This window comes from Cellulosimicrobium sp. BMG9.23 (assembly GCF_059159985.1).
Genome location: NZ_JBZGBZ010000012.1, coordinates 121146 through 145535 on the forward strand (window position 1 = coordinate 121146; position 24390 = coordinate 145535).

Annotated in this window: 16 protein-coding genes and 1 pseudogene; 14 read left to right on the top strand and 3 right to left on the bottom strand. The window is 74.6% G+C overall.

Going from position 1 to position 24390, the window contains the following annotated elements:
• Positions 1–218: 218 nt before the first annotated feature.
• The 3 genes from aztD to AC4H2G_RS20220 all read left to right on the top strand — a co-directional run bounded on the left by aztD (position 219) and on the right by AC4H2G_RS20220 (position 3141).
• A complete protein-coding gene (aztD, locus tag AC4H2G_RS20210; protein WP_494367531.1) occupies positions 219–1610 on the top strand; it encodes a zinc metallochaperone AztD in 1392 nt (463 codons plus the stop codon).
• Positions 1611–1741: 131 nt separating this feature from the next.
• Positions 1742–2701: a metal ABC transporter substrate-binding protein gene (locus AC4H2G_RS20215; protein WP_494367532.1), complete on the top strand. Its 960-nt coding sequence runs from the start codon at positions 1742–1744 to the stop codon at positions 2699–2701.
• Between the two features lie 158 nt (positions 2702–2859).
• Positions 2860–3141, top strand: coding sequence for an HU family DNA-binding protein (locus tag AC4H2G_RS20220; protein WP_087470693.1), 282 nt, complete (start codon positions 2860–2862; stop codon positions 3139–3141).
• A 127-nt stretch (positions 3142–3268) separates the two neighbouring features.
• Here the strand turns inward: AC4H2G_RS20220 and AC4H2G_RS20225 are convergent, their stop codons facing one another.
• Entirely contained in the window at positions 3269–3640 is a 372-nt protein-coding gene (locus AC4H2G_RS20225) for a hypothetical protein (RefSeq protein WP_494367533.1), read from the bottom strand.
• An 80-nt stretch (positions 3641–3720) separates the two neighbouring features.
• On the opposite strand from AC4H2G_RS20225, the gene AC4H2G_RS20230 reads away from it, so the two are divergent.
• From AC4H2G_RS20230 to AC4H2G_RS20245, 4 genes are all read left to right on the top strand, one after another.
• Positions 3721–4971, top strand: coding sequence for a YibE/F family protein (locus AC4H2G_RS20230; RefSeq protein WP_494367534.1), 1251 nt, complete (start codon positions 3721–3723; stop codon positions 4969–4971).
• Positions 4972–5192: 221 nt separating this feature from the next.
• On the top strand, positions 5193–9284 hold the full coding sequence (locus AC4H2G_RS20235; RefSeq protein WP_494367535.1) for an SCO7613 C-terminal domain-containing membrane protein: 4092 nt from the start codon (positions 5193–5195) through the stop codon (positions 9282–9284).
• Positions 9285–9503: 219 nt separating this feature from the next.
• Positions 9504–11855, top strand: a complete 2352-nt coding sequence (locus AC4H2G_RS20240; RefSeq protein ID WP_494367536.1) for a glycoside hydrolase family 95 protein — start codon at positions 9504–9506, stop codon at positions 11853–11855.
• Positions 11856–11986: 131 nt separating this feature from the next.
• A complete protein-coding gene (locus AC4H2G_RS20245) occupies positions 11987–12592 on the top strand; it encodes a LysE family translocator (protein ID WP_494367537.1) in 606 nt (201 codons plus the stop codon).
• Between the two features lie 34 nt (positions 12593–12626).
• Here the strand turns inward: AC4H2G_RS20245 and AC4H2G_RS20250 are convergent, their stop codons facing one another.
• Positions 12627–13157, bottom strand: coding sequence for an HAD domain-containing protein (locus AC4H2G_RS20250; protein ID WP_494367538.1), 531 nt, complete (start codon positions 13155–13157; stop codon positions 12627–12629).
• Positions 13158–13224: 67 nt separating this feature from the next.
• The gene (locus AC4H2G_RS20255; RefSeq protein ID WP_494367567.1) at positions 13225–13698 is read right to left on the bottom strand and encodes an Lrp/AsnC family transcriptional regulator; all 474 of its coding nucleotides are present in this window, start codon (positions 13696–13698) and stop codon (positions 13225–13227) included.
• 228 nt (positions 13699–13926) lie between these two features.
• On the opposite strand from AC4H2G_RS20255, the gene AC4H2G_RS20260 reads away from it, so the two are divergent.
• From AC4H2G_RS20260 to AC4H2G_RS20290, 7 genes and pseudogenes are all read left to right on the top strand, one after another.
• Positions 13927–15243, top strand: coding sequence for a thiamine pyrophosphate-dependent dehydrogenase E1 component subunit alpha (locus tag AC4H2G_RS20260; protein ID WP_494367568.1), 1317 nt, complete (start codon positions 13927–13929; stop codon positions 15241–15243).
• The gene (locus tag AC4H2G_RS20265) at positions 15240–16253 is read left to right on the top strand and encodes an alpha-ketoacid dehydrogenase subunit beta (protein ID WP_494367539.1); all 1014 of its coding nucleotides are present in this window, start codon (positions 15240–15242) and stop codon (positions 16251–16253) included. Before AC4H2G_RS20260 ends, AC4H2G_RS20265 begins: the two co-directional genes overlap by 4 nt.
• Positions 16253–17995 (top strand): dihydrolipoamide acetyltransferase family protein, encoded by a 1743-nt coding sequence (locus AC4H2G_RS20270; protein WP_494367540.1) that lies wholly within the window; start codon positions 16253–16255, stop codon positions 17993–17995. The genes AC4H2G_RS20265 and AC4H2G_RS20270 overlap by 1 nt, the downstream gene beginning before the upstream one ends.
• Positions 17992–19686 (top strand): carboxyl transferase domain-containing protein, encoded by a 1695-nt coding sequence (locus AC4H2G_RS20275; protein ID WP_494367541.1) that lies wholly within the window; start codon positions 17992–17994, stop codon positions 19684–19686. Before AC4H2G_RS20270 ends, AC4H2G_RS20275 begins: the two co-directional genes overlap by 4 nt.
• Before the next feature lie 11 nt (positions 19687–19697).
• A complete protein-coding gene (locus AC4H2G_RS20280; protein WP_494367569.1) occupies positions 19698–22340 on the top strand; it encodes an acetyl/propionyl/methylcrotonyl-CoA carboxylase subunit alpha in 2643 nt (880 codons plus the stop codon).
• Positions 22337–23512 (top strand): acyl-CoA dehydrogenase family protein, encoded by a 1176-nt coding sequence (locus AC4H2G_RS20285; protein ID WP_494367542.1) that lies wholly within the window; start codon positions 22337–22339, stop codon positions 23510–23512. Before AC4H2G_RS20280 ends, AC4H2G_RS20285 begins: the two co-directional genes overlap by 4 nt.
• A 113-nt stretch (positions 23513–23625) precedes the next feature.
• A pseudogene (locus AC4H2G_RS20290) lies at positions 23626–24099 on the top strand (MaoC family dehydratase); the annotation flags it as partial.
• Positions 24100–24390 lie beyond the last annotated feature (291 nt).

The window sequence follows — 24390 nt, forward strand, 5'->3', positions numbered from 1 at the left end:
CCATGCGCCACGGCTCGAGCGATGCACCCACCGGTGCATCGCTCGAGCCGTTCGTGCGTCGGTCGACCTTCAGGCGAGCCGCACAGATGAGCCGCACAGACGAGAATGAGAACGGTTCTAATTACTGTTAGGGTGACGCCGAGCCGGGCGACCGGCATCCCTGACCACCGGAAAGGAGTGGGTTCCGCGCGCCCACCGCCGTGGAGCCCGACCACCGCATGACCCACACCGCACGCCACCGCACCCGACCGCTCGCTGCGCTCGCGATGCTCCTCCCGCTCGCTCTGATCGCCGCCTGCTCGTCCGGCGAGCCCGCCGCCGAGACCACGAGCTCGTTGGCCGCGGAGGAAGCCGCGAACGAGCCCGCCGAGGCCGCCGCCCGCACCCCGCGTCTCGCCGTCACCTACGACGGCGGCATCCAGGTCCTCGACGCCCAGACCCTCGAGGTCCTCGAGGACTTCGAGCTCGACGGCTTCAACCGCCTCAACGGCGCCGGCGACGGCCGCCACCTGCTCGTCTCGACGGCGGGAGGCTTCCAGGTGCTCGACGGCGGAGCCTGGGCCGAGCCGCACGGCGACCACTCGCACTACTACACGGCGGACCCCGAGCTCACGGACGTGATGTTCGACGCCGAGACGCCGGGCCACGCCGTCGTGCACGCCGGACGCACCGCGCTGTTCGACGACGGCACCGGTGAGATCACGGTCTTCGACTCCGGCGACGTCGCGGACGAGTCGCGCGAGGCACGCGAGCTCGCGACGCCGGAGGCGCACCACGGTGTCGCGGTCGCGCTGTCCGACGGCACGCTCGTCGTCTCCGAGGGCACCGAGGACGCGCGCACCGGCATCCGCGTGCTCGACGCGGAGGGCGCCGAGATCGCAGCGTCCGACGAGTGCCCCGGTGTCCACGGCGAGGCCGTGGCCGCCGACGAGGCGGTGCTCATCGGCTGCGAGGACGGCGTCCTCGTCTACAAGGACGGGACGATCACCAAGGTCGCGAGCCCCGACGCCTACGGCCGCATCGGCAACCAGGCCGGCAGCGAGGAGTCCACGGTCGTCCTCGGCGACTACAAGTCCGACCCCGACGCCGAGCTGGAGCGCCCCACGCGCGTCTCGCTGACCGACACCGCGACGGGCGAGCTGGCCCTCGTCGACCTCCCGTCGAGCTACACGTTCCGCTCCCTCGCCCGGGGCGACGCGGGCGAGGCCCTCGTGCTCGGCACGGACGGCCAGATCCACGTCATCGACCCGGCGACCAAGCAGCTCGTCCGCTCGATCCCGGTGGTCGACGCGTGGGAGGAGCCCGAGGAGTGGCAGTCGCCGCGACCGGCGATCTTCATGCTCGACGGCTCTGCGTACGTCACCGACCCCGAGAACCAGGCGATCCACGCCGTCGACATCGAGACCGGCGAGGTCTGGAACACGGTCGAGCTCGACGTCGAGCCCAACGAGATCAACGGCGTCTCCGGCGACGTCGAGGCCGGTTCGGCCGACCACGGCGAGAGCGACGCCGGGCACTCGGAGGAGGAGCACGCCGAGGAGGGCCACGACCACTCCGAGGAGGGCCACGACCACGAGCACGCGGACGAGGAGACCACGCCCGCGGGCTGAACCTCGCCCCGCCCTCCCCAGCACCGCGCGGCCGCGGTACCCGGTCAGGTCGACCGGGTGCCGCGGCCGTCCACGTCCCCCGGCGCGGCCCCGCCCCTCGCCGGACGGCCACCGATCCACGGAGCACCCCCATGACCCGCCCTGACCCCCGCGGCCGCACGCGCGCCGCGCGCACCCGCCCCCGCCGCCGCGCCGCCCTCGCCGCCGGTGCGATCCTCGCCCTGACGCTCACGGCCGCCTGCACGCCCGCGGACGCGGGCGCCGACGACGTCGAGGTCCTCGCGTCCTTCTACCCGCTGGAGTACGTCGCGGAGCGCGTCGGCGGCGACCACGTCGCCGTCAGCAACCTCACGCCCCCTGCGGCCGAGCCGCACGACCTCGAGCTGTCACCTGCGCAGGTGCGGCAGATCGGGAGCACGGACCTCGTCGTCTTCCTGTCGGGGATGCAGCCCTCGACCGACGAGGCGATCGCCGCCCGTGACCCGGAGCACGTGCTCGACTCGGCCGAGGCGGCGGGCCTGGAGGCCGGGCCCAACGGTTCGGCCGCCGCGGCGCCGGAGGGTTCCGCCCTCGACCCGCACTTCTGGCTCGACCCGACACGGCTCGCGACGGTCGGGCACCAGGTCGCCGAAGAGCTCTCGGCGGTCGACCCCGACCATGCCGACGACTACGCCGCGAACGCGCAGGCGCTCGAGGCCGACCTCGTCGCGCTCGACGAGGAGTACGCGACGGGACTCGCGGCGTGCGCGGGCGCGACGCTCGTCGTCTCGCACGCGGCCTTCGGCTACCTCGCCGAGCGGTACGACCTGGTCCAGGTCGGCATCTCGGGGATCGACCCGGAGGCGGAGCCGTCGCCCGCGCGGCTGCGCGAGGTCCGTGGCGTCGTCGAGGACGCCGGGGTGGAGACGCTGTTCTTCGAGGTGCTCGTGAGCCCGAAGGTCACCCAGACGCTGGCCGACGACCTCGGGGTCGGCACCGACATGCTGGACCCGCTCGAGGGGCACACCGACGAGGAATCCGACTACCTGGAGACCATGCGGGCGAACCTCGACGCCCTCCAGCAGGGGCTCGTGTGCGAGGCCGCCGGCTGACCGCAGAGACCTTCGACGCCACCTGGGGCGCCAGAAGTCGCGCGAAACTCCGCGTGTTCCCTAGTGTTGTCCCCGGTGCACGGCCTCTCGGCTGGCACACTGAGACCGTGACGACGCGTGGTGACCACCGCGCGTCGTGAACCGAGGAAGGGATTCGCATGTCGCTCAACAAGTCCGAGCTCGTCTCGGCCATCGCCAGCAAGGCCGACCTGTCGAAGGCGGACGCGGAGAAGGCCCTCAACGCCTTCCAGGAGGTGCTCATCGAGTCGCTGGGCAAGGGCGAGGCCGTCAAGGTCACGGGCCTCCTGTCCGTCGAGCGCGTCGAGCGTGCCGCCCGCACGGGCCGCAACCCCCGCACGGGCGAGGAGATCTCGATCCCCGCCGGCTTCGGCGTCAAGATCAGCGCCGGCAGCCTGCTCAAGAAGGCCGTCGCCAAGTGACGTCCCGCTGACCGAGCCGTCGCCGGTCGGTCAGCGTGTCGAAGGCCCGGTTCCCGCGAGGGAACCGGGCCTTCGTCGTCCGCGCGCGGGGCGTGGCTGCGTGGCTGCGCGGCGCCGCGCAGGCAGGTCAGGCGTGGACGACGTTCGCGAGGATCCCGGCCTGCGTGAGACGCGTGCCCACGGCCTGGTCCGCCTCCGTGAAGGCCTTGTTCGAGCGCGCGACGCCGATGGCCCCCGCCATCGCCCCGTGCCCGGTGGGGCGCTGGATCCGGGCGACCAGTGCGCCGTCCTGCTGCATGAAGTCGACCGTGAACACGAGGTGCTGGTTCTTCCCGGCAAAGGCGCCGAGCCAGAACGTCTTCCTCTTGCTCCCCCGCTCCACCGACCACTGGCCGCTGCGCAGGGTGGTCACGGTGAAGCCCTGCTCGTGGAGCGCGGTGGCGAGGTGGTGGCGTGCGGCGTCGTGGTCGCCGGAGAGGAAGTAGTCGACGGTGGCCATTGCGGTTCTCCTGAGATCAGATGAGGGCGCGCGAGCGCACGCGGCGCACGGATGCTACCGGTTCGTGCCAGCATCGTGCGGTGACCGCTCCGACCACCCGCCGCGCGGCGCGCGCCCCGTCCGCCTCGCAGGGACCCGTGCACGCCCACGGCCCCGCGACCCGGCGCGTGCGCCTGACGCTCACCGCGCTGCTCGTGCCGCTCCTGCTCGCCACGCTGACGGGGCTCGTCGCGCTCTGGCCCGCGGCGTCCGACGTCCCCGCCCGGATCCCCGTCGCCGCCGAGGGCAGCTCGGTCCTGCGCGCGACGGTCACGGGGCCGGTGGACGAGGAGACGTCGTCGGTCCTCGCGCGGCTCGACGACGGCTCGCGCGCCGGAGGCCAGGACGTCGGGGGCGACGAGATCACCGTGCAGGCGCCGCCCGAGTACCTCGCCTACGGGTTCGACGAGGGCGACCGCCTGCGGGTCCTGTTCATCGCCGGGGCGGAGGCCGGCGGCGGGACGCCGTTCGTGTTCCTCGACTTCGAGCGCGGCCTGCCGATCGGGATCCTCGCCGCCGCGTACGCGCTCGTCGTGCTGGCGGTCGCGCGGTGGCGCGGGCTCGCGGCGCTCGCCGGTCTGGCGGGCGCGTTCGCCGTCATCGGCTGGTTCACGCTGCCCGCGCTGCTCACCGGCCAGGACGCGCTCGGCGTCGCGCTCGTGACGTCGTCGCTCGTGATGTTCGTGGTCCTGTACGTCGCGCACGGGTTCACGGCCCGGACGTCGACGGCGCTGCTCGGCACCCTCGTGGGCCTCGCCCTCACGGCGCTGCTCGGGTCGTGGGGGTCAGGCGCGTCGAACATCACGGGCCTCACGTCCGAGGAGTCGCTGTGGATCCCGCAGTACGCGCCGTCGCTCGACATCCAGGGCGTCGTCCTGTGCGGGCTCGTCCTCGCGGGCATGGGCGTGCTCAACGACGTGACCATCACGCAGGCGTCCGCCGTGTGGGAGCTGCGCGCGGTCGCGCCGCTCGCGACGCGGGCCGAGCTGTTCACACGGGCGATGCGGATCGGCCGCGACCACATCGCCTCGACCGTCTACACGATCGCGTTCGCGTACGTCGGCGCCGCGCTGCCGCTGCTCATGACCGTGTACCTGTCGGACCAGTCGCTCGCGACGAGCCTCACGTCGGGGGAGATCGCGGAGGAGGTCGTGCGCACGCTCGTCGGATCGATCGGCCTCGTCCTCGCCATCCCGATCACGACGGCGATCGCGGCGATCGCGGTGCCGGGTCCGGCGTCGGTGGCCCTCGATCGTGGGCCGGCCGAGGTCGTCGAGGCCGCGGCCGGCTAGGTTGTCGGGGCGGCAGCCAGCGAGGTTGCCGGGGCGGCAGCCGGCGAGGTTGCCGATCCCCGGGTTGGGCGGCATGTCGACGTCCGAGTGACGCACAACCCGGGGTTCGGCAGGGTCCGGCGGGCCACACAGGGCGTCGCCGCCGCGGTCTTCACGAGACTGCCACGGTTCCCGCTGTGGACAGTGCCCCAGCGGGCTCCCAGGTTCGCCAGGATGTGCGCATGAGAGAGCCGTGGGTCGACGTCGCGCTGGCGCGGCTGCCCGACACCCGTTCGTGCCCCGCGTGCGCCGCGCACCTGCGCTCCACCCGCTGCGACCACTGCCGCCTCGACCTCGTCGGGCCGCTCGCGTTCGCGATCGACGGCGCGTCGCGCGAGGCCGCCGACGCGCTCGGACGGCGCCAGGACGCTCTCGACGCGCTGCGGGCCGCCCAGCCCGACGCCGCGGCGTGGGCCCGCGAGCACGCGAGCCCCGCGGGATACGCCCCGCCGCCCGGGCCACGCGCCGTCGTGCCCGGGCCACGCGCCGGTACCGCGTCGACGACCGGCTCCCCTCCCGCGCCCGTTCCCGGTGCCGCTCCCGGTCGACGCGTCGTGCCGCGTCCAGCGCCGCGACCCGTGCCGGGTCCGGTGCCGGGTCAGGGGCCGGCGAGGCCCGCGCCCGCTCGGGGGTACGTGCCGGCTCCCGGGTACTCGCCCATGCCGAGGCCCGGACCTCGATCCGCGCCCGCGGCCGGCATCGGTCTGCAGCCGGTCCTGGCAGCGGCCGGCGCGGGACTTCTCGCGGTGTCCGTGGTGGTCTTCGTGTTCTTCACGTTCGGCGACGCCCTCGCGCTGCGGGCCGTCGCGACCGGGGTGGTCACCGTCCTGACGCTCGGTGTGGCGGTCCTGCTGCGCCGCACCGGGCTGCGGTCGTCGGCGGAGGCAGTCGCGGCGCTCGCGGTCGTGCTCGCGCTCGTCGACGCGGAGCTCGCGCTCCAGGCCGGGCTGCTCGCCGGCGTCGACCCCGCGCTCGCCCGGGCGCTGGTCCTCGGGATCGTTGTCGTCGTGCTCGGCGTCGTGGGGGACCGGGCGCGCGTGCGCGCCTGGGTGACGAGCGCCGTCGTGCTCGCCCCCGTGGTGCCGCTCCTCGTGGCAGCCGCCGGCCTGCGCGCGTGGGCCTGGGTGCTGGGCCTGCTCGCGGCGAGCCTCGTGTCCGCTGCGGTGGGCGTCGTCGCACGACGCACGGGACCGCGGCTCGGCTCGACGCTCGCGCCCGAGCGCCGCCTGTCGCAGGTCGTGCGCGCGGTCCTCTTCCCGCTGGCGGTCCTGGTCTCGCTGACGGCCCTCGACACACCGGGGACACCGGGACGTCCCGCGGCGTCGGGGCTCGTGCTCGCGTGCGCGCTCGCCGCCGTCGTGCTGCGGCTCGTCACGCACGAGCGCGCGTGGCTCACCGCGACGGGCGTGACGGCCGTGCTCGCCACCGGGCTGCTCGGGGTGACCGACGACCTGCTCCGGGTCGGGCTCATCCCCGCGTGCGCGGCCCTCGGCTGGCTCGCGATCGTCGCCGTGAGCGACCCGCGCGTCGCGACGGCGCTCCGTGGCGGTACGCCCTTGGCGTCCCGGTCCCGCTCGGACCTCCTGCTCGGCGGCGGGCTGACCGTCCTGCTGCTCGGCACGGGCGCGCTCCTCGGACTGCCGGCGCGCGCGCTCGACGTCGTCGCGGGTGCGGCCAGCGGGACCGACGCGCGGCTCGGGACGACGCCGCTCGGCAGCGACGCATGGTGGACGGACTCGGTCGAAGGCCCGGGGACCGTGTTCTGGGCGGGGCCGCTCGTCACCGGGGTGCACGTCGGCGTGCTCGCGCTGCTCGTCGTGGCGCTCGTCGCCGGGCGCCTGTCTCTCGGCAGCCAGAGCGTCGTCGCGGCCGCGGCTCCCGGCACGGCGGCGAGACCCGGCACCGTCGCAGGCCCCGTCCGGACCGCGAGCCCCGTCACGACAGGTGGCCGTGCGACCGCGCCGTGGTTCGCCCTCGTGCTCGTGCTCGGCCTCGTGCTCGACCCGCGGCTCGCGGGCGTGTCCTCCCTCGTGCTGCTCGCGACGCTCGCGGCCCTGCTGCTCGTGGCGTGCGCCCGACGACGTGTCGCGACGGCGGGCGGCGAGGTCGCCCGCTGGCGGGCCGTCGGGATCGTGGGCGTCTTCGCCGCGACCGGTCTCCTCCTCGTCGGGTCGTGGTCGTCGCGCCCGACGGCGACCGTCGGGGCGGTCGCGGTCGGGGCGCTCCTCCTCGCGGTGCGTGGAGCCGTCCCGCGTCCTGCGCACGCGCCGCTCGTCGCGGCCGCGTACGCCTACGGGCTCGTCGTCCTCGGCGTGACGCTCGGCTGGTCCGGCCTCGACGGCGTCGCGGCCCTCTGCACGGTGTCCGCGGTGGCGTCCGTCGTGGCGCTCGCGACGACGCTCGTCCCGCGCGTGGGGCGCGACACCTGGTGGGCCGTGCTCGGGGTGACCGCCGTGCCGTTCCTCGTCGGGGTCGCGACCGTCGCGACCGCGCGCAGCTGGTGGTCCGTCGTCGCGTGCCTCACGATGCTCGCGCTCGAGGTCGTGCTCGTCGGCACCCGGCGTCCGGGCACGGCACCGGCCCTGCGGCTCGGCGGTGCAGGTCTCGCCCTGCCGACGGCCGCCGTCGCGGTCGTGAGCGCGGGCGCGATGCTCGTCCCCGGCAGCGGGTCGCCCGTCGTGCTGCCCGTCGTCGCGGCGCTCGTCGCCGCGGTCGCGGCCGGTGCCCGCGGGGTCGGGCACGCGGTCGGCGCGAGGGTGGGCGACGCGCGCGGCCTCCGGGAGGTGCTCGAGGCGAGCGCCGCGGTCACGGGGACGATCGCCGTCGGGCTCGCGTACGCGCGTCCTGCCGCGGGGCCCGACGTCGCCGTGGCGGTCCTGCTGCTCCTCGCCGTCGGCGCGGCGCTCGTCGCGCGCACCCCGGGCCGCCTCGCGGCGTGGTGGCTCGCCGCGGCGCTGACCACCGTCGCGGTCTGGACGGCGCTCGCGGACGCGGGCGTCGGTCTCGTCGAGGCGTACACGGCGCCGCCGGGTGTCGCGGCCGTCGTCGTCGGCGTGCTCCTCGCGCGGCGCGGACGTCGCGGATGGGACCTCGCGACGGCGGGCGGCGCGCTGCTCGTCGCGCCGTCGCTCGTCGTGCTCGTCGCACGGTCGAGCGCGGGCGACGTGCGGGCGACCTGCCTGGTGGCGGCCGCGGGGCTGCTCGTGGTCGGGGCGGCGGCGCTGGCGTCACGGGGACGACCTGCCCCTGCCTGGGCGCGTCCCGCGGTCGCCCGGCTCAGCGGGCTCGCAGTCCTGGCGGCGAGCGCCGGGACCGTCGAGTCGCTCCACGTGGCGCACGCGCCGGGCGGCGGTGCGCTGTTCGTGCTCGGATCCGCGTGGGCGTTCGCGGGCGCGGCGTGCGCAGCCGGCGCAGGGCTGCTCGCGGCACGTGTCGCCCGAGGGGCGTGGCGCGAGCGCGTGCGGAGCTGGGCCGCAGCCCCGGCGCTCGTGCTCGTCGTGGTCGGCGTCGTGGCGAACGTGCGGCCCGTGTGGGGAGCGATCGCCGCGGTCTGGGTCGTCGAGGTGCTGCTCGTCGCGCTCGTCGTCGTCGGTGTCCGACGCGCTCTGCGAGGTCTCGACGACCTGCCGCCGGCCTGGTTCACGTGGCTGCTCGCGCTCGCCGCGGCGATCGGTGCCTGGTCGCCGCGCGAGCTGCGCGTCGAGGTGTTCTCGCTGCCGCTCGGCGCCGGGCTGCTTGTCGCGGGCTATCTCGCGTTCGTCGCGTCGTCGGTGCCCGTCGCTTCCGGCGTCGCGCCATCCGGGACCGGGCCCGCTGGCGTCGTGGCGAGCGGCGCGGCGACCGGATCGGGCGCCGATCCGGTCGGCGGTACGGGTGGTGCGGCCGGTGCCGGGCGTCGGGCGTGGCCCCTCGGACGGGTCGGGTCGTGGGCGCTGCTCGCGCCGGGGATCCTCGCGACGCTCGGCCCGTCGGTCCTCGCGACCTACACCGACGCGCGGACCTGGCGCGCGATGCTCGTCGTGGTGCTCGCCCTCGCGGCGGTGCTGGTCGGGACGCGCAAGCACCTCGCCGCGCCGTTCCTCCTCGGCGTCGCGGTGCTCCCGGTGGAGATCCTCGTCGTGTTCGTCTCCCAGCTCGGGACGCGTATCTCTGCGGGCCCCTGGATGCTGACCCTCGCCGCGGCGGGCGGTCTTCTCCTCATCATCGCCACGTACTACGAGCGGCGGATCGCCGCGTACGACGGCGCCGCCGCCTACGTCCGGGACCTGCGCTGAGCGTCGCCGGATCCGACGATCACCTCCGCATCCCACGGCCGTGACGTATACATCTGATCATTGATGGGTGAGGATGGAGACCGCACGATGCCGAACCCGGGGTTGTCGCTCCTTCTGGACGTCGACAGCATCACAACCCGGGGTTCGACATCGTCCCGACCGGCTCCCCGCCCCAGCTTGGTCGGGGAAACACCCGACCAATGGCGCCCCGGAGGTTCTGTGACCCTCGCCCGTGAGTCGTCGCCGGCCGGAGCGCCCGTCGCGCTCTCGCCCGCCGCGCTCTGGTACGACGCGCCCGCCACGGACTGGTCCTCCGAGTCGCTCCCGATCGGCAACGGGCGCCTCGGGGCGACGCTGTTCGGCGGGATCTCCGAGGAGGTCGTCCAGCTCAACGAGCACAGCCTGTGGGGCGGGACGAACGGCTACGACAACGCCCTCGCGGGCGTGCCCGACGACGCCTTCGACATCGGCGTCACAGGCTTCGGCTCGTACCGCGCGTTCGGCGCGCTGCGCGTCGCCTTCGAGGGTTCGGACGTCGGGGCGTCCACCGGCTACCGGCGCGCGCTCGACCCGACCGTCGGGATCCACACCACGACGTTCGCGACGCCGGCGGGGACCGTGCGGCGCGAAGCCTTCGCGAGCCACGTCGCGGACGTCCTCGTCCTGCGCTGCACGACCGACGCGCCGTCGGGCCTCACCGCCACGATCACCCTCGACTCGGCCCAGGAGGACGCCCCGACCACCGTCGACTCGACGGCCCGCCGGCTCGCGTTCCGCGGCGTGCTCGCCAACGGGCTCCGCCACGCGGCCGCCGTGCAGGTCGTCGCGACGGGTCCGACAGTCGGCAGCGTCGGCACGGCCGCTCCGGAGCCGACGGCGGAGGTGACCGCCGACGGCACGGGGCTGCGCGTCGTCGGCGCGACGAGCCTGACGCTCCTCGTCGACGCCCGGACCGACTACCGCCTGAGCGCGGCCGACGGCTGGCGGGGCGACGACCCGGTGCCGGTCGTCGGCGCGGCGATCGCCGCGGCGGCGGCGCGGCCGTACGAGGCGCTGCGCTCCGAGCACACGGCCCACGTCGCGGAGGCGATGTCGCGCGTGCACGTGGACTGGGGGACCTCCGCGCCGGACGTCCTCGCCCTGCCCACGGACCGCCGTCGTGCACGGTACGCGGACGGCGGCGAGGACCCGTCGCTCGAGCAGACGCTGTTCGCGTACGGGCGCTACCTGCTGCTCGCGTCGTCGCGCCCGGGCGGCCTCCCCGCGAACCTGCAGGGGCTGTGGAACGACGAGAACCAGCCGCCCTGGGCGTGCGACTACCACACCAACATCAACGTCCAGATGAACTACTGGGGCGCGGAGACGACGAACCTGCCCGAGACGCACGAGGCGCTCGCGGCGTTCGTCGAGCAGGTCGCGGTGCCGAGCCGGGTCGCGACGCGCCACGCCTTCGGAGCGGGGACCCGGGGCTGGACCGCGCGTACGTCGCAGAGCATCTTCGGCGGCAACGCGTGGGAGTGGAACACCGTCGCGAGCGCCTGGTACGCGCAGCACCTCTTCGAGCACTGGGCTTTCACCCAGGACCGCGCGTTCCTCGAGGCCACGGCGTATCCGGTGCTGCGCGAGGTGTGCGAGTTCTGGGAGGACCGGCTCGTAGAGCGGTCCGACGGCGCGCTCGTCGCCCCCGACGGCTGGTCGCCCGAGCACGGTCCCCGGGAGGACGGCGTGATGCACGACCAGCAGATCGTGCGCGACCTGTTCGAGAACTACCTCGACTGCGCGGTGGCGCTCGACGCCGACCGGGAGCACCGCGCCGTCGTCGCCGGGCTGCTGGCGCGGCTCGCGCCGAACCGCGTGGGGCGGTGGGGGCAGCTCCAGGAGTGGCAGGAGGACCGGGACGACCCCGAGGACCTCCACCGGCACACGTCGCACCTGTTCGCCGTCTTCCCGGGGCGGCAGATCACCGTCGCGACGCCGGAGCTCCGGGCCGCCGCGCTCGTCTCGCTCAAGGCCCGCTGCGGCGAGCGGGACGGGGTGCCGTTCGACGAGGCGACGGTGTCGGGGGACAGCCGTCGCTCATGGACGTGGCCGTGGCGCGCGGCGCTCTTCGCCCGCCTCGGCGACGCGGAGCGCGCCCGGTCCATGGTGCGCGGGCTCCTGCGGTTCAGCACCCTGCCGAACCTGCTCGCCACGCACCCGCCGATGCAGCTCGACGGCAACCTCGGCATCACCGGCGCGGTCGCGGAGATGCTGCTCCAGAGCCACGACGGGTTCGTCCACCTGCTCCCCGCCCTGCCCGCGGCGTGGTCGGCCGAGGGGTCGTTCACCGGCCTCCGCGCGCGTGGCGGCTACGAGGTGAGCGTGCGGTGGCGCAACGGCAGGGTCGTGTCGTACGACGTCGTCGCGGACCGCGCGCCGAGAGCCGAACCCGTGCGCGTGCGGATCGACGGCGTCGACCGCCGGGTCGTGCCGGCGCGCGACGGCGTCCCGATGCGGGATCTCGGCCCCTGGGTCAAGGCCGCCGATGTGGCCGGCTCGGACGCGTCGAGCACGACGCCGAACACGACATGAGGGTCGTCATCCGACGGCTGGCGACCGCCAGGTCATGTTCGATGGCGCTCCAGGGCGTGCACGACGGCACGACGGCGCGTCGTGCCCGGAGGACCGGAGTGCCGCGGAGCGCGGCCCGATAGGGTGCGGACGTGACGTGGCCGTTCGTCGTCGTGGTCGTCGCCTTGGTGCTGTCTCCTGGCGCGGACTTCGCACTCGTCGTCCGCAACACGCTGAGCGGCGGTCGGCGGCAAGGAGTCCTCACGACGGCCGGCGTGAGCTCCGCCGCAGCGGCGCAGGGCCTTCTCGTGGCGGTCGGGCTCGCCGGACTGATCGTGAGGGCGCAACCGCTCTTCACGGTGCTCAGGTGGGCCGGGGTGGCTTATCTCGCGTGGCTGGCGTTCGGGATGTTGAGGAGCGCGGTGCGCGGTGTGTATCCGTCCACCGAAGAGGGCCAGCGTGTGAGCCCGTGGCTGGCGTATCGACAAGGCTTCCTGTGCAATGCGACGAACCCCAAGATTCTTGTCTTCTACCTGTCGCTGCTGTCGCAGTTCGTCCCGACGGATGCCTCGTGGACGACGGTGCTGGCCCACGCCTGGACGGTGCCCCTCATCGGCACGATCTGGTGCCTGACCGTCGTCGCGCTCGTCAGCACGTTCCGCCGCAGGCTCCTGCGCAGGACCGTGCGCCGAGCGCTCGACGCTGCGAGCGGGATCGTCCTGTCGGGATTCTGCGTCCGCCTGGCGACGGAGGGGTAGACCGCCGATGTGACGGTGGCGGTCCGACGGACGCTCAGAGCGAGCCGAGCCAGACCTCGAGCGCGGAGACGTCGGTCGCGGTGAGCCCGAAGCGCGGGTCGACCCGGTGGAGCAGTGCTGGTCCGCTGTGGTTCGCGCGGACCCAGGCCCGATCGACGTCGGTCAGCTCGTCGTCCATCCAGGCGAAGGGACGGCCTGACGCAAGCCTGACGAGTGCTCGCGTCTTCCAGCTCAGCTCGGCCGTCTCGTCGTTCTCGGACCAGGTCGGGTCGTCGATCCCGGGCAGTTCGCCGAGGTCTGCGACGGGGAGGTCGGGGAATCCGAGCAGCGGCGCGACGATCCTGTTCGCATCGTGCATCCAGGCGGTCGCCCAGACGATGTCGCAGGGCATCCGCCTCAACCGTGGACCATGGGCGACCGTGATGGTCCCGAGGTGAGGGTTCGACGGGCTCTGCCATGTCGCGTTCCAGTCGTCGAGGGTCGACGGCAGCTGGACGCCTGCGGTCGGGATCACGGTCCCGTCGACGTCGAGGAAGAGCAGCGGACGATCCGAGCGGTGATCCACGGGGCAGACAGTAGCGCTCGGGGTCAGGGCCGGTGGCCGGTGCCGTGAGACGACGTCCAGGCGGGCCTCACGACCCCCGGCGCTGCTTCTCGATGAGCGGGCGCAGACGGTAGGGGATGAGCTCGCCCATCGACAGCGACGTCTCGGTCCGCTCGACGCCGTCGATCGCGAGGATCGCGGCGTCGATGCGGAACAGGTGGTCGGTGTCGCGGCACGCGACGGTGACGCGCAGGTCGGCGGTCCCGCTGCGGCCGTGCGCCTGCACGACCTCCGGGATGCGCGCGACGTCCTCGACGATGCGCGCGAGCTCCTTCTGCCGCAGCTGCACCTCGACGAACGCGGTGAGCGGGTGGCCGAGGACGTGCGGGTCGATGCGCCGGTCGAGCTCGAGGAACGCGCCCTCGGCCTCGAGGCGCGCGAGCCGGGCGGCGACGGTGTTGCGCGAGAGCCGCAGGCGGTCGGCGAGCGCGACGATCGTGGCCCGCGGGTCGTCGCGGAGCGCGAGGAGGAGGTCGAGGTCGACAGCGTCGGCGCTGTGCATGCTGCTCACCCTAGCAACGTGACGGCGCTCACACTGCTCAGCGTGTCGGGCGTCGGTGGAGCCATGTGCGTGCCCGGGTTTACGTTCGGTGCATCCGGGCCTCGACGCCGAGGTCCGGCTCCCAGCAGTACTCGAAGGCGAGGTGGCATGGTGGCCAGCGAACCTGCGGTGCGGACCGGCTCGACGGTGGAGACCCTGCCGACAGAGCACGACGGTCACCGGGCGGAGATCCCGCACGACGCACGAGCAGCGAACGACGAGACGACGACCCCGGTCGGCCCGCGCACGGTGCGCCTCCTCGACGAGGACGGCTCGCGGCGTCCCGACCCGGAGCACGACCGGTGGCTCGCCGACCTCGACCCGGACGCCGTCGACGACGCGGCACGTGACGCGGCCCGGTCCACGCTCCTGCGGCTCTACGAGGACATGATCGTCGCGCGCCGGCTCGACGCCGAGGCCACGGCGCTCCAGCGCCAGGGCGAGCTGGCCCTGTGGCCGCCGCTGCTCGGCCAGGAGGCGGCGCAGGTCGGGTCCGCCCGGGCGTTGCGCGCCGACGACTTCGTCTTCTCGTCCTACCGCGAGCACGCCGTCGCGTCGGTGCGCGGTGCGTCCCCCGTCGACCTCGTGCGCGTCTGGCGCGGCGTCACGGTCTGCGGCTGGGACCCGTACGCGATCGGCATGGCGTCGCCGCAGGTGATCATCGGTGCCCAGGCCCTGCACGCGACCGGGTGGGCGATGGGCGTCCAGCTCGACGTCGACGCCGGCCGCGTCGACCCGGCGGACGGGCTGCCCGTCGGTGTCGCGTACTTCGGCGACGGCGCGATGAGCCAGGGCGACGTCAACGAGGCCTTCGTCTTCTCGGCGACGTACCGCTCGCCGGTGGTGTTCCTGTGCCAGAACAACCAGTGGGCCATCTCCGAGCCGGTCGAGCTCCAGTCGCGCGTCCCCCTCGTCGAGCGCGCGCGGGGCTTCGGCATGCCGGGCGTGCGCGTCGACGGCAACGACGTCCTCGCGGTCCTCGCGGTGACCCGTGCGGCGCTCGACCGGGCGCGGCACGACGGCGGCCCCACCCTGATCGAGGCCGTCACCTACCGCATGGGCCCGCACACCACGGCGGACGACCCGAAGCGCTACCGGGACGCGGCCGAGCTCGAGCTGTGGGCGGGGCGCGACCCGGTCGCTCGCTACGCGGCGTACCTGCGAGGCGTCGGCGTGCTCGACGACGCGGAGGCAGCCCGCGTGCAGGGCGTCGCCGACACCGCCGCCGCCGAGCTGCGCGCCGGGTGCGTCGCGCTCGAGGACCCGTCACCGTCGTCGCTGTTCGACCACGTGTACGCCGAGCCGCACGTCCCACTCGCGCGCGAGCGCGTCGAGCACGCGCGCTACCTCGCGTCGTTCGACGACGCACCCGGGGACGACGGCGGCCCGGGCGACCAGCCCGACGCCGCGACGTCGGGCACGGGGGGACCCGCGAGGGACGACGGGACGGGACCGGCTGCGGCCGCGTCGTCGGGCACGGGCACGCAGGAAGGAGCGGCGCGATGACCAGCACCCTGACCCTCGCGAAGGCGCTCGGCGCCGGGCTGAACCGGGCGATGACCGACGACGACCGCGTCGTCGTGATGGGCGAGGACGTCGGCCGGCTCGGCGGCGTGTACCGCGTGACCGACGGGCTGCAGGCCGAGTTCGGGCCGCGGCGCGTGCTGGACACGCCGCTCGCGGAGTCGGGGATCATCGGCACGGCGGTCGGGCTCGCGATGCGCGGGTACCGCCCGGTGTGCGAGATCCAGTTCGACGGCTTCGTGTTCGTCGCGTTCGACCAGATCGTGTCGCAGCTCGCGAAGATGCACGCGCGGACGGGTGGCCGGGTGCGGCTGCCGATCACGATCCGCATCCCGGTGGGCGGCGGCATCGGCGCGGCCGAGCACCACTCGGAGTCGCCCGAGGCGATGTTCGCGCACGTCGCGGGGCTACGCGTCGTGTCGGTCGCGAACCCGCAGGACGCGTTCACGGTGATGCGGCAGGCGGTCGCGTGCGACGACCCCGTGATCTTCTTCGAGCCCAAGCGGCGCTACCACCTCAAGGGCGAGGTCGAGGAGATCCCGCTCGCGCTCGCGCCGCCGATGGACCGCGCGCACGTGCTGCGCGAGGGCCGCGACGTCACGCTCGTGACGTGGGGCGGGCTCGTCGGGACGGCGCTCGACGCCGCCGTCGCCGCGTCCGACGACGGGGTGTCGGTCGAGGTGATCGACCTGCGGTCGCTGTCGCCGATGGACCACGACACGGTCGCCGCGTCCGTGCGCCGGACCGGCCACCTCGTGGTCGCGCACGAGGCGCCGCGCCACGCCGGGCTCGGGTCGGAGGTCGCCGCGACCATGACCGACCGCTGCTTCGAGTACCTCGAGGCCGCGCCCGTGCGCGTCACCGGATACGGCATGCCGTATCCGCCGGCGCGGCTCGAGGGCCACTACCTGCCGGACCTCGACCGCATCCTCGACGGGGTCGACCGGGTGCTCGGCCGGGTGCCGGGCGTGCTCGAGGAGGTGGCACGGTGATGACGACGCGCGAGTTCCGCCTGCCCGACCTCGGGGAAGGTCTCACCGAGTCCGACATCGTGGCCTGGCACGTCCACGCGGGCGACCGCGTCGAGCTCAACCAGGTGATCGCCGAGGTCGAGACGGCCAAGGCGCTCGTCGACCTGCCCTCGCCCTACGCGGGCGTCGTCGCGACCTTGCACGCCGCCGAGGGCCAGACGGTGAACGTCGGCGACCCCATCGTCACGTTCGAGGTGGACGACCCCGCGACCCTGGGCGACCAGCCAGCGGACGGCGCGGCGTCACCTCCCGCTGCCGAACCCGGGGTTGTGCTGCCTTCGGAGGCCGGATCGCCGCACAACCCAGGGTTGGGCAGCGGGTCTGGGGCCGAGGTTGTCGGTGACGACTCCGACGTCCGGGACGTCGTGGAACCGAATCTCGTCGGCTACGGCGCGCGGCCGGACAGCACGGGCCGCCCGGCGCGCCATCGTCGTCGTGCCACCGGGGGTGCCGAACCCGGGGTTGTGCGGCAATCGGGCGCGGATCTGCTGGACAACCCGGGGTTCGGCGACTCGTCCGCGCCCGACGCCGCGGGGTCGCTCGGGCCCGCCGCCGCGCCCTCGGACGGTGGGCGGACCGTCGTCGAGCGGCCGCGCTCCACGCCGCCGGTGCGCGCGCTCGCCAAGAAGCTCGGCGTGCACATCGAGCGCGTCGAGGGCACCGGGCCGGATGGTCTCATCACGCGCGCGGACGTCCTCGCGGCGGTGAGCTGCCGCCGCGACGTCGCGCATCCGGCGAGGGATGCTGAGCGACCGGCCCCCCGCTCGCCGCACGACCCGGGTGCGCGGCGGACCGCTGCCGCTCCGCCGCAGCTCGGACGCCCGGCTGCCGAGATGCGGGAAACGGTCGCTCGCGGCGTCGTGCCCGGGACCACTTCTCGCAGCTCGGTGACGGGGGATGCCGGCGCCGGGCCGGAGCGCGTCCCGGTGCGCGGCGTGCGGAAGCACACGGCCGCGGCGATGGTGTCGAGCGCGTTCACGGCCCCGCACGCAACGGTCTTCCTCACGGTCGACGTCACGCGCAGCGTCGAGCTGCTCGACCGCCTGCGCACGCACCGGCTCGCGCGGGACAGCCGCCTCACGGTGCTCGCGTTCGTCGCCCGCGCGCTGTGCGTCACGCTCCAGCGCCATCCCGACCTCAACAGCGCGTGGCACGACCTGCCCGACGGCGCGACCGAGATCTGGCGGTACCGCGACGTGCACCTCGGCATCGCGGTCGCGTCGGACCGCGGGCTCGTGGTCCCGCACGTCCCGCACGCGGACGCGCTCGACCTCCCGGCGCTCGCGGACGCGCTCGGGGAGCTCGTCACGACGGCCCGCGCCGGCCGCACTCCGCCCGAGCGGCTCACGGGCGGGACGATCACGATCACGAACGTCGGGGTGTTCGGCGTCGACGCCGGGACGCCGATCCTCGTGCCGGGCGAGGCGGCGATCCTCGGTCTCGGCGCGGTCCGACGGCGGCCGTGGGAGCACGACGGCGAGGTCGCCCTGCGCGACGTCGTCACCCTCAGCCTCTCGTTCGACCACCGCGTGGTCGACGGCGAGCAGGGCGCCCGCTTCCTCGCCGATCTCGGCGCGCTCCTGGAGGACCCGGGCCTCGCGCTCTTGGGCTCTCCGACCCGTCGAACCCCGGGTTCGACGGCCTTGGACGGCGATCCTGCCGCGCAACTCGGGGTTCGGCAGGGAGAGGGGGGACTCGCGTGACCGTCCTGACGACCGCCGTCGACCCGGGTTCGGAGACCGCCCGGGTGAACGACGCCGCGCAGCGCGCGCTCGCGGCCGACCTGCGCGAGCGCACGGCCACCGCTGCGCTCGGCGGACCGGCGTCGGCGCGCGACCGCCACGTGTCGCGCGGCAAGCTCCTCCCGCGGGACCGTGTCGACCGGCTGCTGGACGAGGGCAGCCCGTTCCTGGAGATCGCGCCGCTCGCCGGTCACGGCGTGGACGACGGCGTGTGGCCGGCCGCGGGCGTCGTGGCCGGGATCGGCGTGGTGAGCGGGCGCCAGGTCATGGTCGTGTGCAACGACGCGACGGTGAAGGGCGGCACATACCACCCGCTCACGGTGAAGAAGCACCTGCGCGCGCAGGAGATCGCGCTGGAGAACCGGCTCCCGTGCGTCTACCTCGTCGACTCGGGCGGCGCGTTCCTGCCGCGCCAGGCCGAGGTGTTCCCCGACCGCGACCACTTCGGGCGCATCTTCTACAACCAGGCCCAGCTGTCCGCCGCGGGGATCGCGCAGATCTCCGCCGTGCTCGGGTCCTGCACCGCGGGCGGCGCCTACGTGCCGGCGATGAGCGACGAGACCGTCATCGTGCGCGACCAGGGCACGATCTTCCTCGGCGGGCCGCCGCTCGTGAAGGCCGCGATCGGCGAGGTCGTCACGGCGGAGGAGCTCGGCGGCGGCGAGCTGCACGCGCGGCGCAGCGGGGTCGTCGACCACCTGGCCGAGGACGACGACGACGCGCTCGACACCGTGCGCCGCATCGTCGCGACGCTCCCGCCCGACCCGGCGCCCGCGTGGGCCGTCGAGCCGAGCGAGCCTCCTGCGATCGGCACGGTCGGCACGGTCGGGCAGCCCGACGGCGCACGCGCCACCGCCGAACTCGGCGCGCCGGGCCGTGGTGGCCCCGGAGAGGACCTGTACAGCGCCGTCCCCACCGATGTACAAGCCCCGTACGACCCGCGGGAGATCGTCGCGCGCATCGTCGACGGCAGCCGGTTCCACGAGTTCAAGCGCGAGTACGGCGACACGCTCGTCACCGGGTTCACGCGGATCCACGGCCACCCCGTGGGGATCCTCGCGAACCGTGGCGTGCTGTTCGGGGCGTCGGCGCTCAAGGGCGCGCACTTCATCGAGCTGTGCGACCAGCGCGGCATCCCGCTGCTGTTCCTGCAGAACATCTCCGGCTTCATGGTGGGCACGGACGCCGAGGCGGGCGGCATCGCGAAGGACGGCGCGAAGATGGTCACGGCCGTCGCGACGACGCGCGTCCCGAGGCTCACCGTGATCGTCGGCGGGTCGTTCGGCGCGGGGAACTACTCGATGTGCGGGCGCGCGTACTCGCCGCGGTTCCTGTGGTCCTGGCCCGCGAGCCGGATCTCCGTGATGGGCGGGCCGCAGGCCGCGTCGGTGCTCTCGACTGTCAAGCGCGACCAGCTCGCCGCGCGCGGTGAGACGTGGGACCCGGACGAGGAGGCCGCGTTCGCCGACGGCATCCGCGCGGACTACGACGAGCATGGCAACCCGTTCTACGCCACGGCCCGGCTCTGGGACGACGGCGTCATCGACCCCGCCGACACGCGCCGCGTGCTCGGCCTCGCCCTCGGCGTGTGCGCACGCACGCCGCTCGCCCCGCTCGATGCCGGTCCCCGGTTCGGGCTGTTCCGGATGTGAGGCCCGTGACGATGCACCTCACCCCGACCGACGCCGCCTCGACGGCTCGTCCGTTCGGCACCGTCCTCGTCGCCAACCGCGGCGAGATCGCGTGCCGCGTGATCGGCACGCTGCGCCGCCTCGGCATCCGGTCGGTCGCGGTGTTCTCCGCCGCCGACGCCGGGGCGCGCCACGTGCGCGAGGCCGACGTCGCGGTGCGCCTCGGACCGGCGGCGGCGACCCGGTCGTACCTCGACGTCGAGGCCGTCGTCGCCGCTGCCGTCGCGACCGGCGCGGACGCGATCCACCCCGGCTACGGCTTCCTCTCCGAGAACCCCGCCCTCGCGACGGCGTGCGCGCGCGCCGGGATCGCGTTCGTCGGGCCGGGCGTCGACGCCCTCGAATCCATGGCCGACAAGCTCGCCGCCAAGCGCATCGTCGCCGCGCGCGGCGTCCCCGTGGTCCCGGGCGCGGGCGAGCCGGGGATGCCGGACGACGCACTGGTCGCCGCCGCGACCGACGTCGGGTTCCCGCTGCTCGTCAAGCCGTCCGCCGGGGGCGGGGGCAAGGGGATGGTCGTGGTGCGGTCCGCGGCCGACCTGCCGGCCGCGCTCGCTTCGGCGCGTCGCGTCGCGGCGTCGTCCTTCGGGGACGACACGCTGCTCCTCGAGCGGCTCGTCGAGGCGCCCCGGCACATCGAGGTCCAGGTGCTCGCCGACGCGCACGGGAACGTGATCCACCTCGGCGAGCGCGAGTGCTCGCTCCAGCGGCGCCACCAGAAGGTCGTCGAAGAGGCGCCGTCGCCGCTGCTGTCCGCCGCCGAGCGCGCGCGGATGGGCGACGCCGCGTGCGAGGTCGCGCGGTCCGTCGGCTACGTCGGCGCGGGGACGGTCGAGTTCCTCGTCCCCGCCGCGTCGCCCGACGAGTTCTTCTTCATCGAGATGAACACCCGCCTGCAGGTCGAGCACCCCGTGACCGAGATGGTCACGGGGCTCGACCTCGTCGAGCTCCAGCTGCGCGTCGCGGCGGGGGAGCAGCTGCCGCTGCGCCAGGACGACGTCGCGCTCCGCGGCCACGCCGTCGAGGCGCGGATCTACGCCGAGTCGCCGGCGCGCGGGTTCCTGCCCGCGACCGGGACGGTCCTCACGTACGACGACGCGGGCGCGCCGTCCGGCCCCCGTCTCTCGGTCGACACGTCGCCGCTGCGGCTCGACTCCGGGATCGAGCGCGGGTCGGTCGTCGGCGGGCACTACGACCCGATGCTCGCGAAGGCCGTCGCGTGGGCACGGACGCGTGCCGAGGCGATCGAGCGGCTCGACGGGTTGCTGGCGGGGGCCGTCGTGCTGGGGGTCGAGACAAACGTCGGGTTCTTGCGGTCGTTGCTCGCGGACGAGGACGTCCGGGCCGGGTGGCTCGACACCGGTCTGATCGACCGGTTCCTCGGTGCTGGTGCTGTAGCCGGGGCCGGGGCCGGGGCCGGTGACGTGGTCGGGTCCTGCGAGGGGGTCGGGGGTGTGGGCGCCGTCTACCATCCGCGGGCTCGTTCCTCGCCCGCTCCCGCCAGGCCTGACCACGACGGCGCCCACACCCCCGACCCCCTCACCTCCGATGTCGGGGCACCTTCCGCTGGCGACGGGGCGCGCGCCCCCGACCCCCTCACCTCGTCCGGCGCATCGCCGGGCGACCTGGTCGCGGCGGCGATGTACGTGGCCGAGCACGCGGCTGTTCTTCGCGAGCACGGGGTTGGCCACCGGATCGGGGCTGATCCGGTGGATAACCACGTGCTCGGCGGCGGTGGTGAGGACGACCCGTGGCGGTCCGGGGACGGGTGGCGGCTCAACGCGCCCGCGGCGGCGCGCGTCGTCAGGCTGCGCGACGCGACCGGTCCCGCCGGTGGGCCCGACCACGAGGTGCGGGTGACGGGGACGGCGAGGGACGCCGTCGTGCATCTCGTGGCGGCCGACGGCGAAGCGGCCGACGGCGGAGCGGCGGGCCCCCAGGCCGGGACAGGCGTGGGCGGTGCCCGGGCGGGCGACGTCCGGGCGTCCCTCGTCCGGGACACCGTGCACGACGGCGCGTGGTGGCTCACGGTCGACGGCACCCGGGAGCGGGTGCGGCTCGCGTCGCAGCCCGCCGCCGCGGGGGAGCCCTCGGTCGTGTGGCTCCACCGTGCCGGGCGGGTCGTCGCGTTCGCTGCCCCCGACCGGGCGGAGCGCGCCGCGCGGAGCCGGGCCGAGCGCCGTCGGGCACGCGGGGGGACGGCCGCGGCGACGGACCCGGAGGTCCGGGCCGCGATGCCCGGGACCGTCGTGGCCACTGCGCCGGACGGCGACGTCGTCACCGCCGGGGCCGTGCTCGTGACGGTCGAGGCCATGAAGATGGAGAACCCCGTGCTCGCGCCGCACGACGGCGTCGCGCGCGTCACCGTGCGTCCCGGCGACCTCGTGCGCCGTGACCAGGTGGTCGCCGTCGTGGAGCCGGCGACGTCGCCCTCGCCGGTCGGGTCCGCCCCGGACGAATCGGCGACGGACGACTCGGCGACGGACGAATCCCCGACGGACGAGCCGGTGGCGGACGAGCCGGCCGCGACAGTCCCGGACGACGGGAACCTACGCGCCGTCGCGGCACACCCCGCCGCGTCGGCCACCACCTCCGACACCCAGGGAGCACCATGATCGAGGTCGACACCCTGCTCACCGACGAGCAGGCGAAGCTGTACCAGGTCGTGCGGGACTTCGCCGACGGCGTCGTCGCGCCCGCCGCGTACCGGTACGACACCGAGCGGCGGCTGCCGATGGAGATCATCGCGCAGATGGGCGAGCTCGGGCTGTTCGGGCTGCCGTTCCCGCGCGACGTCGGCGGCCAGGGCAAGGACTACGTGTCGCTGTGCCTCGCCGTGGAGGCGCTCGCGCGCGCCGACCAGTCCATCGCGGTGACGCTCGAGGCGGGCGTCGGGCTCGGGATCGTGCCGATCTACCGGCACGGGACGCGCGCGCAGCAGGAGCGCTGGCTGCCGGACCTGCTCGCGGGGAAGGCGCTCGCGGCGTTCGGGCTGACCGAGGCCGAGGCGGGGTCCGACGCGGGCGGGACCCGCACGACCGCACGCCTCGACGGCGACGAGTGGGTGATCGACGGGTCCAAGCAGTTCATCACCAACTCCGGCACCCCGATCACGAGCCTGGTGACCGTTACGGCCGTCACGGGCGAGACGCGCGGGCCGGGTGGCGCGGTCCGCAAGGAGCTGTCGAGCATCATCGTCCCCGCAGGCACGCCGGGGTTCGAGGTGGGTCCGGCGTACGACAAGGTCGGCTGGCACACGTCCGACACGCACCCCCTCACCCTCACCGACGTGCGCGTCCCGGCGGAGAACCTGCTCGGCGAGAGGGGCCGCGGGTACGCGAACTTCCTGCGCGCGCTCGACGAGGGCCGCATCGCGTTCGCCGCGCTCGCGACGGGGGCCGCGCAGGGCTGTCTCGAGGAGGCGCTGCGGTACGCGAAGCAGCGCGTGGTGTTCGGGCGGTCGATCGGGGAGAACCAGCACGTCGCGTTCACGCTCTCGCGCATGCAGGCCCGCGTCCACACCGCACGGCTCGCCTGGCTCGACGCCGCGCAGAAGCTCGTGCACGGCAAGCCGTTCAAGACGGAGGCGTCGGTCGCGAAGCTCGTCGGTGGAGAGGCGGCGATGGCGAACGCGCGCGACGCGTCGCAGATCTTCGGCGGGTACGGGTTCCTCAACGAGAACGCGGTCGCGCGGCACTACCGTGACGCGAAGATCCTCGAGGTCGGCGAGGGCACCACCGAAGTGCAGCTCATGGTCATCGCGAGGAGCCTGGGCCTGGAGGGTTGACCACGGTCGACGGCCGAACACGGGGTCGGCCACCGGATCCGGCGAGAAACGGTCGACAACCCCGTGTTCGGGTGTCGATGACCCCGTGCTCGGCGGAGGAGAGAAGGAGCAGCATGCGCGAGGTGGTCCAGCGGGGCCTGTACTACGACGAGCTCGAGCCGGGCGTGGTGTACCGCCACCGCCCCGGTCGCACGCTCACCGAGGCGGACGACGTCCTGTTCTCCACGCTCACCATGAACCACCAGGCGCTCCACCTCGACGCCGCGTGGGCCGCGACGCAGCCGTTCGGGCAGCGGCTCGTGAACTCGATGATGACGCTCTCGACGCTCGTGGGGCTGTCGGTCGGACAGGTCACGCAGGGCACGATCGTCGCCAACCTCGGCTTCCGCGAGGTCGAGTTCCCGAAGCCCGTCTTCCACGGCGACACGCTCTACGCCGAGACGGAGGTGGTCGACAAGCGGCTGTCCGGGTCCCGCCCCGGGCAGGGTGTCGTCACGCTCGAGCACCGCGGGCTCAACCAGCGGGGCGAGCTCGTCGCCCGGGCGGTCCGCACGGCGTTGTTCTGGACGGGCGCGGCCCACGATGCCGCCGTCGTGCCCGACGGCGCGGCGCACGCGGCGGTCGTCGTGCCCGACGGCGCGGGGTCGGCCGACCCGCCCTCGTCCGCCGAGACCGGGGCCGGGGCCGAAGCCGGGCTCGCGGGTCAGGCCGGGTCTGCCGAGCCCGGGGTCGCGGGGCAGTCGGGGTCTGCCGAACCCCGGGTTGTGCGGCCATCGGAGCCCTCAGCGCCGCACAACCCAGGGTTCGGCACCAGTACCGGCACCCGGACCGGGACCGGCACCGGCACGGGCACGCGCATCGGCACCGGCACCGACCCG